This window comes from Streptomyces sp. AM 4-1-1 (assembly GCF_029167625.1).
Classification (GTDB): domain Bacteria; phylum Actinomycetota; class Actinomycetes; order Streptomycetales; family Streptomycetaceae; genus Streptomyces.
The window spans coordinates 1,917,337-1,932,076 of the sequence record NZ_CP119145.1 but is presented as its reverse complement, the minus strand read 5'-3'; the positions used below and the strand labels follow the sequence as shown (position 1 = coordinate 1,932,076).

Below are 14,740 nucleotides of genomic sequence, written 5' to 3'. Positions count from 1 at the left end.
TTCAGCTATGACAACGTCCGTTGCCCGGCCCAAACTCGCGGTCATCGTCGCCAACGGCATCACCGGGGACTCCCGGGTGCAGAAGACGGCCCTGGCGGCGGCGCGCGCCGGATGGGACGTCATGCTCATCGGCCAGAGCGTCACCAAGCGTCAGGAGCACTCCTGGTTCGGCCCGGTGAAGGTCGTACGCGTTCCGGTCGTCCCGCACATGAAGCGGCGCGTGGCGGCCCAGGCCCGTCGCGGTGGGCCCCGTGCCCGGCTGACCCAGTTCGGTATCAAGGACCGCGGCACCCTGCACCAGGTGCGGGCCGCGCACGGCACCTGGGTGCGTGAGCAGACCGCCAAGATCGGCTGGTGGGGCTCGTCCGGCGTCGCCGCCCCGGCCGCGGCCAGCCTCAAGGCGTGGGTGCGCGCCCGTCGCGGCGTCCACAAGCTCAGGGTCAAGGCCTACCGCTGGGAGGAGCGGCGCAAGCCCGAGCAGCAGCCCACCGGCGACTGGCGCAAGGACTGGCCAGGACTGCTCGACCTCGACCTGGCCTTCGGACCGGTCATCGAGAAGTTCGCGCCCGACGTCATCCACGCCAACGACATCACCGCGATCAACCTGGGGGCCATGGCAGCCGCCCGGCTGCGAGCCCGCGGCCGCAAGTGCGCCTGGCTGTACGACGCGCACGAATACGTGGCCGGCGTCGAATGGCCCAATCCGCTGATGACCACCGCCTTCCCCGGCGTGGAGAAGGAGTTCATCCACCGGGCCGACGCCGTGGTGACGGTCTCCCCGGAGATCGCCGAGGTGATCCGGAAGGACTACGGCCTGGCCAAGACGCCTCTCGTGGTCCGTAACACCCCGATCCGCGAGACGATCGGTACGGCCGGGGGCCGGGTATCGGTGCGCGCCGCGTGCGGGCTGGGCGATGACGTACCCCTGCTCGTCTACTCCGGCTGGATCTCCTCCGAGCGCGGGCTCGGCACGGCCGTCGAGGGGCTGGCCCAGCTCCCCGACTACCACCTGGCGATCGTCGCGGGCAAGCGCAGCCCGGAGCTGCTGCGGCTGCTGGAGCTGGCCGAGGAGACCGGGGTACGCGACCGCATCCACGTCGTGCCCTATGTCGCGCAGCACGAGGTGGCCGACTACCTCTCGACCGCCGACCTCGGTCTGATCTGCTCCCAGCGGACGATCAACTACGAACTGTCGCTGCCGACCAAGACTGCGGAGTATCTGCACGCGGGACTGCCGATCATCGCCAGTGACGTGAAGACGCTCAGCGCGTTCGTGCGGGAGCACGGCGTCGGCGAGGTCTTCGTCTCGGGCGACGCGGACTCGTTCTCCGAGGCCGTCACGCGGGGCATCGACAAACTCGCCGAGATGAAGGCACACATCACCGAGCCGATCCTCACGGAGCTCTCCTGGGAGCACCAGTGCGAGGGGTTGATGGAGCTCTACACCAAGATCTCCGGAGTGACCCCGCCGACCCCTCGGTCCGACTTCTCCTGGGGCGCGGTGGAGCGGGTGGTCACCGCTGAGGAGGAGGAACCGGTCGTGGAGCTGGAGCGGGGCTGGACCCCTCTCGGCAACACGCCGATCAAGCTGGGACTGGGGCCGGCCAACTACGCGGGGCAGCTCGCCGCCTTCGCGCAGGCGATCACCCGGGAGCGGGCCGACGTGTCCGCGGAGGTGGTCAAGCACCGCACCGCGCGGACGCACGACTACCCGGCCGACGTCTACGTGGAGGGCAGGGCCCTCAAGAACCTCGACGTGCAGCTCGAACAGGTGCAGCGGATCGTGCCGCGCTACACGCACCTCATCGCCGACGCGTTCCGCCCCGTCTTCGGCGGGCTGAACGGCGACAGCATCGAGGGTGATCTGCCCGCGCTGCTCAACGGCGGGCTGAAGGTCGCGCTGCTCGCCCACGGCAGCGAGGTCCGCAGTCCGGCGCTGCACAAGAAGCGCAACCCGTACTCCCTCTTCCTGGACGCCCCGGAGGGGTACGAGGAGAAGCTGACGGTCATCGCGGACCGCAACCGGCGCATCGCCGAGGAGAGCGGGCTGCCCGTCTTCGTCACCACTCCCGACCTGCTCGTCGACCTGCCGATGGCCATCTGGACACCGCTGGTCGTCGACGTGGACGCCTGGACCTGCGACCGGCCGGTCATGGAGCGCGAGCGGCCGGTGGTCCTGCACGCCCCGTCGGCGCGGTGGACCAAGGGGACGGACCGGATTCTGCCCGTCCTCGAAGAGCTGCACGAGCGGGGCCTGATCGAGTTCCAGCTGGCCGAACAGGTCTCCTGGACCAAGGTGCGGGAGATGGTGATGGAGGCCGACATCATCATCGACCAGTTCGCCATCGGTACGTACGGGACCTTCGCCTGTGAGGGGATGGCGGCGGGCAAGCCCGTCGTGGCGTACCTCGACAAGGAGCCCATCGAGGCCAGTGGGGTGACCCCGCCGATCGTCAACGCCACGCCGGAGACGCTGGGTTCGGTCATCGAGGCGCTGGTCGCGGACCGCGAGGGCACCAGGCGGCTCGGCGCCGAGTCCGCCGCGTTCGCGCGGGAGTACCACGACGGACGGGCCACCGCCGCCGCCCTGGACTCCTTCCTCACGCCGTAGCACGCGGCACGCCGTAGCCGGGACGCACCGGACCGGACGTGCGAAGAGGCTCCCCCGCCCGGCGGGGGAGCCTCTTCGCGTACCGGCGGCGCGGGGTCAGCCGCGCAGCGCCTCCTCCAGCAGCTCGACGACCCGGACGGCCGCGGTGCCCTCGCCGTACGGGGTGCCGCGGGGCGCGTCCGGGGCGGGCCGGGACGCCACCGCGGCCCACTCGGCCGCCGACATGTCCTGCGGGTCCGGTACGAGGACGTTCCAGCCGCCCTCCAGGGTCTCCACCCACTCGGTCTCCGGGCGGATCGTGGTGCACGCCCGGCCCAGCAGGAAGGTTTCCTTCTGGAGCCCGCCCGAGTCGGTGACCACCCCGGACGACGCCATGACCGCGCCGATCAGACCGGCGTACGGCAGCGGCCGGCCGACGTGCAGGGAGCCTTGCGCCAGCTTGATGCCGTGCTCCTCGGCGCGGGCGACCAGTCGCGGGTGGGCGAGCAGCGCCACCGGGACCGGCAGCGCGGCGAGCGACGCCAGGATCGCGGACAGCCGCTTCGGGTCGTCGGTGTTGTCGGGCCGGTGCAGGGTGGCCAGCAGGAAGGGGGCGGCCGGGTCGATGCCCTCGGGCAGCGCGGGCGCGGGGTGCTGCCCGGCGGCGACCGCGTCCCGGATGCGCAGGCAGATGTCGACCATCACGTCACCGGCCAGCCGGGAGCGCTCGGCCAGCCCCTCGGCGGCGAGGTGGCGCATGGCCTCCTCGGTGGGGGCGAGCAGCAGATCGGCGCAGTGGTCGGTGAGGACCCGGTTGTGCTCCTCGGGCATCCGCCGGTTGAAGGACCGCAGTCCCGCCTCCAGGTGGGCCACGGGCAGGTGCATCTTCACGGCGGACAGCGCGCCCGCGACCGTCGAGTTGGTGTCCCCGTAGACCAGCACCCAGTCGGGCCGCTCGGTCTCCAGCACCCGGTCCATGGCGGCGAGGACCGCGCCGGTCTGCACGCCGTGGCTGCCCGAACCGACACCGAGGTGCACGTCGGGGGCCGGGATGCCGAGCCCGTCGAAGAAGACGTCGGAGAGGTCGGCGTCGTAGTGCTGGCCGGTGTGCACGATGACATGCTGGTGGGGCGTGCCCGCGAAGGCCGCGGCGATGGGCGCGAGCTTCACGAGCTGGGGCCGTGCCCCGACGACGCTGAGGACCTTCACGTTGCTCTTCTCCTTGAGGGCTGTCGGACCCGTAACGGGCCGTCCCCGATGGTACGTGGAGCCCCGTGGGGGACGGGCACCGCAGGGTCCCGCACGGCCGGTATGCTCGCTGGCTGCGGTAAGTCCGCGGCAGGAAGAAGGCCGGGACGGCGGCGATCAGGAAAGGCGCGTACATGGAGCCGGACAGCACCACGCGGCAGGAATCCCGGGGACGGGTCGTCATGCTCGTCGACAACGGGGTCAGAGGGGACTCCCGGGTGCAGAAGGCGGCCAGGTCCGCGGCGGACGCCGGCTGGGACGTCGTGCTCTTCGGGGTCTCGCCCGACCGCGAGCCGCACTCCTGGAAGCTGGGCGCCGCCGAGGTCCGGCTGGTCCCCAAGCCGGGCCCGCTGAACCCCCGCAGACACGAGCTGCGCCGCCCGTTCCCGCGCCGCCCGCTGGCCTACCGGTCGCCCCAGGTGGCGCGCTACCGGGTGCAGACGGCCAAGGCGTGGCGCTCGGACCTGAGCTTCCGGCAGGCGGCGGCGAAGGCGGCGAAGGCCGGATACCCCGGACGCAGCGCCGGCGGCTCCAAGGGCCGGCTCCTGGTGCCCCGGCTCAGCGCGAAGGTCTTCAGCACCTGGGTCAGGCTGCGCGCCCGCGAGACGCGCCTCCTGCACAAGCGGCGGTCCATGATGGACGCCCCGCTGGACCGCGCGACCACCGCGATGTGGCAGACGTTCATGGGAGAGCGCTCCTGGCGCCGCCTGATGCCCAATCTGTGGGACTTCGAGCTGGCGTTCGCCAAGCACATCGACGACCTGAAGCCCGACCTCATCCACGCGCACGACTTCAAGATGCTGGGCGTGGGCGCCCGCGCCGCCGTCCGCGCCCGCGCGGCGGGCCGCCCCGTGAAGCTCGTCTGGGACGCCCACGAGTACGTCCCCGGACTGCCCCCGAGGCACGCCCGCTGGCTGCCCGCCCACGTCGCGTGGGAGAAGGAGCACGCGGTCTTCGCCGACGCGGTGATCACGGTCTCCCCGTCGCTGGCCGAGCTGCTGAAGGACGGCCACGGGCTGACCGAGCTGCCCACGGTGGTGCTGAACGCCCCGGTGCTCTCCCCGGACCCCGACGAGGTGGCGGGCGTCGGACCCGTACCGGATCTGCGCGCCCTGTGCGGTGTCGGCCCCGACACCCCGCTGCTCGCCTATGTCGGCGGCATCAACCCGGTGCGCGGTGTGGAGACGATCGTCGAGGGCCTGGCCCTGATGCCGGACGTCCACGTCGCCATGGTCTCCGTTCCGCCCGGCAAGCCGTACGCGGCGACCGCCACGATCCAGAAGCTCGTCGACGAGCTGGGGGTCGGCGACCGGGTGCACTTCCTGCCGTTCGTACCGCACTGGCAGGTGGCCGAGTTCGTGGCCCCCGCGGACGCCGCCGTCAGCCCGCTGCACCACCTGGCCAACCACGAGCTGGCACTGAGCAACAAGTTCTTCGAGTACTCGCAGGCCAGGCTGCCCCAGGTGGTCAGTGACATCCGCACGATGGCGGAAATGGTCCGTTCGACCGGCCAGGGCGAGGTCTTCCGCGCCCAGGACACCGAGGACTACGTCAGGGCGGTACGGGCCGTGCTGGCGGACCCGGAGCGCTACCGGGCCGCGTACGACAAGCCGGGTCTGCTGGAGAAGTGGACCTGGGAGGCCCAGGCCGAGGTCCTGGACGGCATCTACAGCCGGCTCCTGCCGGACCGGCCGCGGCTGCCCGCCGCCGCTTCCGAGCCGCAGGCCGCCCAGCGCGCCTGAGCGGCCGACGGCGGAGGAACGAGGCCCCGTACCGGACACGTTCCGGTACGGGGCCTCGCTCTGCGGTGGGGCGCGCCTACAGCTTGGTGCGCAGCCAGCGGACCGACGGCCGCTCGACGAAGCGGTGCACCAGCCAGGAGAGGAGGACGAGCACGGCCACGGTGACCGCCAGCGTGGGCCACGGGCCCAGCGGACCGTACAGTTCTCGGATCAGGGCCCAGCCCAGCTCCTCGTGGACCAGATACAGCGGGTAGACCAGTGCGCCCGCGCTCGACAGCACGCGCCAGCGGACCCGGTCGAGCTTGTGCAGCGCGACGGCGAGCACCAGCAGATAGAAGACCGTGACCAGGGCCAGGGCGATGTACGGGCTGCGGTGGAAGCCCTCCTCGTCCCGCAGCCGGTCGCCGTGCTCCACCAGATCGCTCTGCATGACCAGCCAGCTGGCGCCCAGCAGCAGCCACAGCTTGAGGTCCGGTCCGAAGCGGTACATCAGGTACATCGCGATCCCGGCCACGAACAGGGCGGTGTTCAGCGCCGGAGCGATGGTGCCCAGCAACGGCAGGCCGGTGTCCTGCTGGGCCAGCGCGGACAGGATCAGCCAGGACCAGCAGAAGACGTACACCCGCTGGAAGCTGATCTCCTTCATCAGGACGACGAGGAAGACCAGGTAGAAGCAGAGTTCCAGCCAGAGCGTCCAGTAGGCGCCCACCACGTTCGGTGCCTTGAGCGGCACCTGGAACATCGTGAGGTTCGTCAGGGCGACGCTGAAGCTGGGGGCGTCCCGGACGCCGTCGGGGAGCAGCCGGTAGACCAGGACGGCGAGGACCACGGAGAACCAGTAGGCCGGGAAGAGCCGCATGAAGCGGGCCCTGACGAACTGCCCGGGGGTGCGCCCCCACGCGGACAGACAGATCACGAAGCCGCTGATGATGAAGAAGAGCTGGACGCCGTAGGAGCCGTACTGCGTGAAGGGAAAGAGCCACGGGAACAACTCCCGTGGATTCTCGCCCCAGTTGACGCCGGTCGCCTTGTCGATCCCGGTGAAGTGGAAGGCCAGCACGGCGAGTGCGGCCAGGACCCGCAGCCCGTCCAGCGCGTAGAGCCGTACGGGAGCCCGGCCGGTCCGCTCAGTGCCTCCCGGTGGAGCCGTCCGGGCAAGGGCCTCCGCCGGCTTGTCTTCGGGAGCCTGAACATCGCTTTGTGGCATCACACGTCACTTCGGAGAGCGGTGGGGGAGGGAAGTACCCGCACATCCTGACGTACGCCGGACCGGTCCTCGACCTCGTGGCCGGATCGGAGCGCTGTCAGGCGGCCCGCTCACCGAGTGCCCCGTCCTTCTCCTCGTACACCGCGCCGGATTGCGGGCACTCCCACACGCCGGGCTCGCCGTCCCGCTGGACCAGCCGGACACCGCTGTGGCCCACCCAGCCGATCTGCCGGGCCGGCACGCCGACGACCAGCGCGAAGTCCGGTACGTCCTTGGTGACCACGGCGCCCGCCGCGACCATGGCCCAGCGCCCGATCCGTACCGGCGCCACACAGACGCAGCGCGCGCCGAGGGAGGCGCCCTCGGCGACCTTCACCCCGACCGCCTCCCAGTCGCCGCCGCGCTTCTGCTTGCCCTGGGGGTCGACCGAGCGGGGGTTGTGGTCGTTGGTGAGGACCACCGCGGGGCCGACGAACACACCGTCGCCGAGTTCGGCGGGCTCGTACACGAGGGCGTAGTTCTGCAGCTTGACGTTGTCGCCGATCCGCACACCGGTGCCGACGTACGCGCCGCGGCCGATCACGCAGCCCGTCCCGAGCCGTGCGCCCTCGCGGATCTGCGCGAGCTCCCAGACGCTGCTGCCGTCGCCGATCTCGGCGCTCTCGTCGACCTGGGCGGTGGGCTGGACCCTGTAGTTCACTCTGCTGCCTCTCGCGTGGCCGGTTGTCCGGTTCTCCGGGGGAGCATACGAAACCGCCCGGGGAGGGCCGGACGCGGCACGGTCCCGGCCCGCCGGGGCGGCTCGGCCGCGTCCGGTCGGGGAGGCGACCCGGTTTGACCCCTCACCTGCCGCCCCGTAGCCTTGTCCCTCGGCGTGTTTCCATGCGCGCCTACCCCTGAGCACATCCCTCCTGACGGATTCCCGGTGGTCCGGACCGGAGCGGCGCATCGCGTCCGTTCTCTTCCGTTCCGACCGTCCGTCCGTCGGGAGAGGCCGCTCGTCCTTCCGGATCGTCACGGGCCCCGGCCCGTGCGAGTGGCTGGCTTCAGGGGTTCCGTTCCGAGCGAGAGAGAGACCCGCGTGTACGCCATCGTGCGCAGCGGTGGTCGCCAGCACAAGGTTGCTGTCGGCGACATCGTTGAGGTTGACAAGATTCCCACTGCCAAGGTTGGCGACACGGTCGAGCTCTCGACCCTGCTCGTTGTCGACGGCGACGCCGTGACCAGCGACCCGTGGGTCCTGGACGGCATCAAGGTCCAGGCCGAGATCGTGGACCACCACAAGGGCGCGAAGATCGACATCCTTCGCTACAAGAACAAGACCGGCTACCGCCGTCGCCAGGGTCACCGCCAGCAGTACACGGCGATCAAGGTCACCGGTATCCCCGCGGCTGCGAAGTAAGGGACTGAGGAGACATGGCACACAAGAAGGGCGCATCGTCCACTCGGAACGGGCGCGATTCCAACGCTCAGCGGCTCGGCGTCAAGCGCTTCGGCGGCCAGGCCGTCAACGCCGGTGAGATCCTGGTCCGCCAGCGCGGCACCCACTTCCACCCGGGCACGGGCGTCGGCCGTGGCGGCGACGACACGCTGTTCGCGCTGACCGCCGGTGCGGTGGAGTTCGGCACGCACCGCGGCCGCAAGGTCGTGAACATCGTTCCGATCGCCGTCTGACTTCCGGCGCTCGCAGAACGACACAGCACCTTCCGAGGGCGGATCTCAGCTTTCCCGGCGAACGGGGAAGCGGGTCCGCCCTCGGCGTGTTACCACAGAGACAACCCCGTTTTTACCTGGAGGCACCAACCATGACCACCTTCGTGGACCGCGTCGAGCTGCATGCCGCCGCGGGTAACGGAGGCCACGGCTGCGCCTCCGTCCACCGTGAGAAGTTCAAGCCGCTGGGGGGCCCCGACGGGGGCAACGGCGGACGCGGCGGCGATGTGATCCTCGTCGTCCAGCAGTCCGTGACCACGCTGCTCGACTACCACCACAGCCCGCACCGGAAGGCCACCAACGGCCAGCCCGGCGCGGGGGACAACCGCTCGGGCAAGGACGGTCAGGACCTGGTCCTGCCGGTGCCGGACGGCACCGTCGTCCTCGACACCCGCGGCAATGTGCTCGCCGACCTGGTCGGCGAGGGCACCACCTTCGTCGCGGGCCAGGGCGGCCGGGGCGGTCTCGGCAACGCCGCGCTCGCCTCGGCCCGCCGCAAGGCCCCCGGGTTCGCGCTGCTCGGCGAGCCGGGGGAGTCCCGGGACATCGTCCTGGAGCTCAAGACCGTCGCCGATGTGGCCCTGGTCGGCTACCCGAGCGCGGGGAAGTCCTCGCTGATCTCGGTGCTCTCCGCCGCCAAGCCGAAGATCGCGGACTACCCGTTCACCACGCTCGTCCCGAACCTGGGCGTCGTCACCGCCGGCTCGACCGTCTACACCATCGCGGACGTCCCCGGGCTGATCCCGGGCGCCAGCCAGGGCCGGGGCCTCGGTCTGGAGTTCCTGCGGCACGTCGAGCGCTGCTCGGTGCTCGTGCACGTACTGGACACCGCGACCCTGGAGTCGGACCGGGACCCGGTCTCCGACCTCGACACGATCGAGGAGGAGCTGAAGCAGTACGGCGGCCTCGACGACCGGCCGCGCGTCGTCGTCCTCAACAAGATCGACATCCCGGACGGCCAGGACCTCGCCGACATGATCCGGCCCGAGCTGGAGGACCGCGGCTACCGCGTGTTCGAGGTGTCGGCCATCGCCCACAAGGGGCTGAACGAGCTCTCGTACGCCCTCGGCGGGATCATCGCCGAGGCGCGGGCCGCGAAGCCGCAGGAGGAGGCGACCCGGATCGTCATCCGTCCGAAGGCCGTCAACGACGCGGGCTTCAAGGTGACGCGCGAGGACGACGGCCTCTACCGCGTGCGCGGCGAGAAGCCCGAACGCTGGGTGCGGCAGACCGACTTCAACAACGACGAGGCCGTCGGCTACCTCGCCGACCGGCTCAACCGGCTCGGGGTCGAGGAGGCCCTGATGAAGGCGGGCGCCCGCGAGGGTGACGGCGTGGCCATCGGCCCCGAGGAGAACGCGGTCGTCTTCGACTGGGAGCCGACCGTGATGGCCGGCGCCGAGATGCTGGGCCGTCGTGGCGAGGACCACCGGCTGGAAACGCCGCGGCCCGCCGCGCAGCGCCGCCGGGAGCGGGAGAGCGAGCGCGACGACCCGCAGCGCGAGTACGACGAGTTCGACCCGTTCTGACCGGGCGGGGTGCACGTGGGTGATGTCTTTCGGGCGCGGGCGCGGGCGGGAGACATGGGTGTGGTGCGGAAGCTGCCCACCTAGCCCCGCGCGGCCGGTCCGCACACGCCCCCTCCGGTACGTGACCACGGCCCCGCTTCCTGTGACCTCGGCCTCCCGTGACCCACGGCCCCGCCCCGGCGGGGCCGTGGGCCGTTCGCCCGGCCGGGGTGAGAATCTCGTTATTTGTTCACGCCGCCCACGGGGCGCGAGCGCCGCGGAGCAGGCCCTCCGACCCCGGATGCCGGGCCGGCGGAGGACCGGCGTACCGTGGCGTCCACGCGCCCCGGCCACCCCCGGTCACCAGGGCAGGAGATGGCGCGGGTGTGCGAATCATGTGCAGCTCTGTGGTGCCGGTCACCCGATGTTCCGGCCGTAACCCACCCGATTCACCTGGCGGAACGGTGAACCCAGGGCGTCTCGGAGGGGTACGGCAGGCCACCGTCTCGCCTTGCGAGACGGTCACGCAGAGTGCGACCATCACACTGTCCCCCCGTCCTCGCAAGGTAGGTCGTCTTCTGTGTCTGTGCCGCATGATGCCAAGCTCCGGACCACAGCGGTCGTGCTCGCCGGTGGCACCGGCCAGCGCGTGGGACTGTCGATCCCCAAGCAGCTGCTGAAGATCGCAGGCAAGGCAGTCATCGAACACACGCTGACGGCCTTCGAGCACGCGGAATCCATCGACGACGTGATCGTGCTGATGGCACCCGGTTTCGTGCCCGACGTCGAGAGGATCATCGCCAAGGCCGGTCTGACGAAGGTCAGCCGGGTCATCGAGGGCGGCACCACCCGGAACGAGACCACCGAGCGCGCCATCGCGGCCCTCGGTGAGGGGCTCGCGGAGGGGGAGGACCACAACGTCCTCTTCCATGACGCGGTCCGTCCGCTGCTGTCACAGCGCGTCATCAACGACTGCGTGGACGCTCTCGGCCGCTACCAGGCCGTCGACGTCGCCATCCCGTCGGCGGACACGATCATCGTGACCCGCACGCACGGCGAGGACGGCGAGTTCATCACGGAGGTCCCGGACCGCTCCCGGCTGCGCCGCGGCCAGACCCCCCAGGCGTTCAAGCTCTCCACGATCCGCAAGGCGTACGAGATCGCGGCGGGCGACCCCAACTTCCAGGCCACCGACGACTGTTCGGTGGTCCTGCGATATCTCCCCGACGTGCCGATCTTCGTGGTCGCGGGCGACGAGTACAACATGAAGGTGACGCAGCCGGTCGACGTCTTCATCACCGACAAGCTGTTCCAGCTGGCCTCCAGCGCCGCCCCGCGCCAGGCCGACGAGGCCGCCTACCGCGAGCTGCTGACCGGCAAGACCCTGGTGGTGTTCGGCGGTTCGTACGGCATCGGCGCCGACATAGCGTCCATCGCCGAACAGTACGGCGCCCGCGTCCACGCGCTGGGCCGCTCCACCACCGGTACGCACGTCGAGAACCCGGAACACATCGACGACGCGCTGTCCAAGGCGTACGCCGAGACGGGGCGCATCGACTACGTGATCAACACCGCGGGCGTGCTGCGCATCGGCAAGCTGGCCGAGACCGACAACACGACGATCCAGGAAGCGCTGAACGTCAACTACCTGGCGCCCGTCCAGATCGCCCGGGCCTCGTACAAGTATCTCGCGGAGACACGCGGGCAGTTGCTGCTCTACACCTCCAGCAGCTACACCCGGGGCCGTGCCGAGTACAGTCTCTACTCCTCCACCAAGGCCGCCATGGTGAACCTCACCCAGGCGCTGGCCGACGAGTGGGCGGGCGAGGGCATCCGGGTCAACTGCGTGAACCCTGAGCGCACGGCGACCCCGATGCGCACCAAGGCGTTCGGACAGGAACCGGAGGGTTCACTGCTCTCCTCCGAGGCGGTGGCGCGTACCTCGCTCGACGTCCTGCTCTCCGAACTCACCGGCCACGTCATCGACGTACGCCAGCAGGACCCGATGCGGGAGGCGTCCGAGGCATCCGGCTTCGAACAGGCCCTGGCCTCGGTGCTGGACCGCCAGGAAGATGTGTAATAATTCTTGATAAATGTACTTTATTCGGGCCTCTGTGATCGCTCTTGAGCGAGCGCGGGGGCCCGTCTGCGTGAAGCATCTCTTCACATTTCCTTTAGAACGTGAATCAACCGGCACCCTCTCTGGAGCAGGTTCTTCGTGATTTCCACCGCCATTCGCCTGGCCCGTGTGGGCAGCCGGTCAGAGCTGGCAGCCGTAGCACTGATGGTGCTGGGCTATCCGTGCGTGATGCTGGCAGCGCTCCTTCCCCACCTCTGGCTGTTCGCGGCGGCAGCGGCCGTCACGTACGCCGCCGACTGGTACCTCCATCAGCGTGGCAGCTATCTGGTCGACCGGCTGAACAAGGTGCGCGCCGGTCTGCCCATACGGTTCCTGCTTCGCCAGCTGATGCTGATCCTGCTGCTGGCCCGGCTGGACCTCGCGGAGGAACCGCTCTTCTACGTGGCGGTCGGCTGCTTCCTCGTCTTCTACGGCCTCCAGGCACCGCAGGGCGCCCTCGCCACCCTCATCCGGCTGCGCCGCACCATGCCGGTCGTCACCCGCAACGTCGACCTGAACGCCGTCCGCATTCCCGACGCTCCGCCGAACTGGCTGCTGCACCGCTCCGGCGAGAAGATGCTGCACCTGGACATCCCCGCGATGGTGGGCGTGCTGATCGGCGCCGGGACCGGTGACGACGTCGTCGGCTTCGTCGGCGCCGGGATCACCCTGGGCCTGGGGCTCCTCTACACCGTCGTGCTCGCCCCGTACCTCCGCCGCAGCCGCCGGGCCCCCGCGGCGCCCGCCGTGCTCAAGGCCCTGGGCACCTGGCTGCGCGAGTACCAGCCGACGGTGGTCCTCTACTTCTCCGGGTCCAACGAGTCGGCCTACCAGGTCAACATGTGGCTCGACACGATGGCGCACATCGAGGGCCGCCCGCTGATCATCATGCGCGAAGGCGCTCTGATCACCCAGCTCGGCGAGACCGCGGTACCGGTCGTCTGCGTGGCCGGCGGCACCCATCTGATGAACATGGACCTCTCGTCGGTACGGGTCTGCCTCTACGCGGCCAACGTCGGCAAGAACATCCACATGCTGCGCGTCCCGACGATGAAGCACGTCTTCATCGGCCACGGGGACAGCGACAAACTGGCCAGCGTCAACCCGTTCTCCAAGGTGTACGACGAGGTGTGGACGGCGGGCCGCGCGGGCCGCGACCGCTACGCGCTGGCCGACGTCGGCGTCCGCGACGACGACATCGTCGAGGTCGGCCGCCCCCAGCTGGCCCCGATCGAGTCCTGGACGGGCACCACGAAGAACCCGATCCCGACCGTGCTGTACGCCCCCACCTGGGAGGGCTGGGACGACAGCCCGGGCAACACCTCCCTGCTGCTCGCGGGCGAGAACATCGTGCGACGGCTGCTGGCGGCCGAGCCGCCGGTCCGGGTCGTCTACAAGCCGCACCCCTTCACCGGTATCCGGAACAAGAAGGCCAAGGCCGTCCACGACCGGATCACGGCCCTGGTGAACAAGGCCGCCGCCGAGCGCGCGGGCGACCCCCGCTGGGCGAAGGAGGCCGCCGCGGCCGAGGCCGGACAGCGTGCGGCGCGCGCCGATCTGGTCCGGATCGGCGCCAGGCTCGACGCGCTGGCCCAGCCCGGCAGGGCGGGCGGAGACGACGCGGAGGAGTCGCGCGTCTCGCTCGCCGACCCGGCACGCCAGGCCGAGATCGCCTCCCTGCGGGCCGAGTGGAACGCCGCGTACTGGCGCTCCTTCGGCTGGTGGGAGCACCGGACCGTGACGGAGGCGCAGCCGAAGCTGTACGACTGCTTCAACGAGTCCGACGCGATGGTCTCGGACATCTCCAGCGTGGTCTCCGACTTCATCGCGAGCGGCAAGCCGTACGCCGTCACCGACTCGGCCGAACTGGGCGCCGACGAGTTCAAGCGGCAGAACACCGCCGTACGGGCCGCGGTGATCCTCTCCAACGACGCCGAGGAGATCGGGCAGTTGCTGGACGCCGTCACCGCCGGGGGCACCGACCCGCTGGCGGCGGCCCGCCGGGAGCTGAAGGGCTATCTGCTCGGTCCGGACGAGCCGAACTCCCTGGAGCGGTTCAACACCGCCGTACGCACACTGAGCGCCAAGGCGGAGGCCCGTAACGCCAGGGTCGAACAGCGGCTCGGCGAGCAGACGTCCGCCGTCCTCGACCGTGAGGCGAGGACCAGCGGCGTCGGTACGGGCGCGGCCGAGGCGGACGTGGCCGCCACGGCGACCGCGTCCCCGGACGCCACCGCCGACCCCACGACGGGACTCGCGGAGGAGACCGCGGGGCTCGACGCGGACATCGCGGCGGAGCCCCCGGTGGTCCGCTGACGCGGGCCGCCGGGACCGCCCGGGCCGCCGGGGCCGCCGGGACCGCCCGGGCCGCCGGAGTTCGGCCCGTCGGAGCCCGGACCGTCGGAGCCCGGCCCGTCGGAGCCCGGACCGCCGGCGTCCGGACCGCCGGCGTCCGGACCCTTCCTGAGGGCCGGTCCGAGAAAGCCCGTTGATCGCGAGGGTCTGTCGGTCGAAAGGGCCCCGTTGATCGCGAGGGCCTGCCGGCCGAAAGGGTCTGTTGATCGAGAAGGCCGGTCCTTCCGGCCCGGACCGCTTCCGGCACCCCGCCCGGCC

At 70.7% G+C, this 14,740-nt stretch carries 10 protein-coding genes; 7 read left to right on the top strand and 3 right to left on the bottom strand.

Annotated features, from left to right (window positions below):
• The first annotated feature begins 7 nt into the window (after positions 1–7).
• Positions 8–2,611 carry a glycosyltransferase gene (locus PZB75_RS08130; protein WP_275534619.1) on the top strand — a complete coding sequence of 868 codons (2,604 nt, stop codon included), beginning with the start codon at positions 8–10 and terminating at the stop codon, positions 2,609–2,611.
• Between the two features lie 96 nt (positions 2,612–2,707).
• Here the strand turns inward: PZB75_RS08130 and wecB are convergent, their stop codons facing one another.
• Positions 2,708–3,799 (bottom strand): UDP-N-acetylglucosamine 2-epimerase (non-hydrolyzing), encoded by a 1,092-nt coding sequence (gene wecB, locus PZB75_RS08125; RefSeq protein ID WP_275534618.1) that lies wholly within the window; start codon positions 3,797–3,799, stop codon positions 2,708–2,710.
• 173 nt (positions 3,800–3,972) lie between these two features.
• Here wecB and PZB75_RS08120 point away from each other — a divergent pair, with 173 nt between their 5' ends.
• Positions 3,973–5,580, top strand: coding sequence for a glycosyltransferase family 4 protein (locus tag PZB75_RS08120; protein ID WP_275534617.1), 1,608 nt, complete (start codon positions 3,973–3,975; stop codon positions 5,578–5,580).
• A 76-nt stretch (positions 5,581–5,656) separates the two neighbouring features.
• On the opposite strand, the gene PZB75_RS08115 is transcribed toward PZB75_RS08120, so the two are convergent.
• Both PZB75_RS08115 and PZB75_RS08110 read right to left on the bottom strand, forming a co-directional pair.
• Entirely contained in the window at positions 5,657–6,787 is a 1,131-nt protein-coding gene (locus PZB75_RS08115) for an acyltransferase (protein ID WP_275534616.1), read from the bottom strand.
• A gap of 97 nt (positions 6,788–6,884) precedes the next feature.
• Positions 6,885–7,487: an acyltransferase gene (locus tag PZB75_RS08110; protein ID WP_275534615.1), complete on the bottom strand. Its 603-nt coding sequence runs from the start codon at positions 7,485–7,487 to the stop codon at positions 6,885–6,887.
• Positions 7,488–7,868: 381 nt separating this feature from the next.
• Between PZB75_RS08110 and rplU the strand changes: the two genes are divergently transcribed.
• The 5 genes from rplU to PZB75_RS08085 all read left to right on the top strand — a co-directional run bounded on the left by rplU (position 7,869) and on the right by PZB75_RS08085 (position 14,443).
• Positions 7,869–8,189: a 50S ribosomal protein L21 gene (rplU, locus tag PZB75_RS08105; protein ID WP_018551604.1), complete on the top strand. Its 321-nt coding sequence runs from the start codon at positions 7,869–7,871 to the stop codon at positions 8,187–8,189.
• 14 nt (positions 8,190–8,203) lie between these two features.
• Complete coding sequence (rpmA, locus tag PZB75_RS08100) at positions 8,204–8,461, top strand: 50S ribosomal protein L27 (RefSeq protein ID WP_275534614.1); 258 nt, start codon at positions 8,204–8,206, stop codon at positions 8,459–8,461.
• A 131-nt stretch (positions 8,462–8,592) separates the two neighbouring features.
• Positions 8,593–10,029 carry a GTPase ObgE gene (obgE, locus tag PZB75_RS08095; protein WP_275534613.1) on the top strand — a complete coding sequence of 479 codons (1,437 nt, stop codon included), beginning with the start codon at positions 8,593–8,595 and terminating at the stop codon, positions 10,027–10,029.
• Positions 10,030–10,588: 559 nt separating this feature from the next.
• Positions 10,589–12,088, top strand: coding sequence for a bifunctional cytidylyltransferase/SDR family oxidoreductase (locus PZB75_RS08090; protein ID WP_275534612.1), 1,500 nt, complete (start codon positions 10,589–10,591; stop codon positions 12,086–12,088).
• A gap of 138 nt (positions 12,089–12,226) precedes the next feature.
• Positions 12,227–14,443 (top strand): hypothetical protein, encoded by a 2,217-nt coding sequence (locus PZB75_RS08085; RefSeq protein WP_275534611.1) that lies wholly within the window; start codon positions 12,227–12,229, stop codon positions 14,441–14,443.
• Positions 14,444–14,740: the final 297 nt, after the last annotated feature.

What these genes read in the sequence shown, in the direction of transcription:
- PZB75_RS08130 (WP_275534619.1), top strand. Translation starts at nt 8, where the DNA reads ATGACAACGTCCGTTGCCCGGCCCAAACTCGCGGTCATCGTCGCCAAC.
- PZB75_RS08120 (WP_275534617.1), top strand. Translation starts at nt 3,973, where the DNA reads ATGGAGCCGGACAGCACCACGCGGCAGGAATCCCGGGGACGGGTCGTC.
- PZB75_RS08115 (WP_275534616.1), bottom strand. Translation starts at nt 6,787, where the DNA reads ATGCCACAAAGCGATGTTCAGGCTCCCGAAGACAAGCCGGCGGAGGCC.
- rpmA (WP_275534614.1), top strand. Translation starts at nt 8,204, where the DNA reads ATGGCACACAAGAAGGGCGCATCGTCCACTCGGAACGGGCGCGATTCC.
- obgE (WP_275534613.1), top strand. Translation starts at nt 8,593, where the DNA reads ATGACCACCTTCGTGGACCGCGTCGAGCTGCATGCCGCCGCGGGTAAC.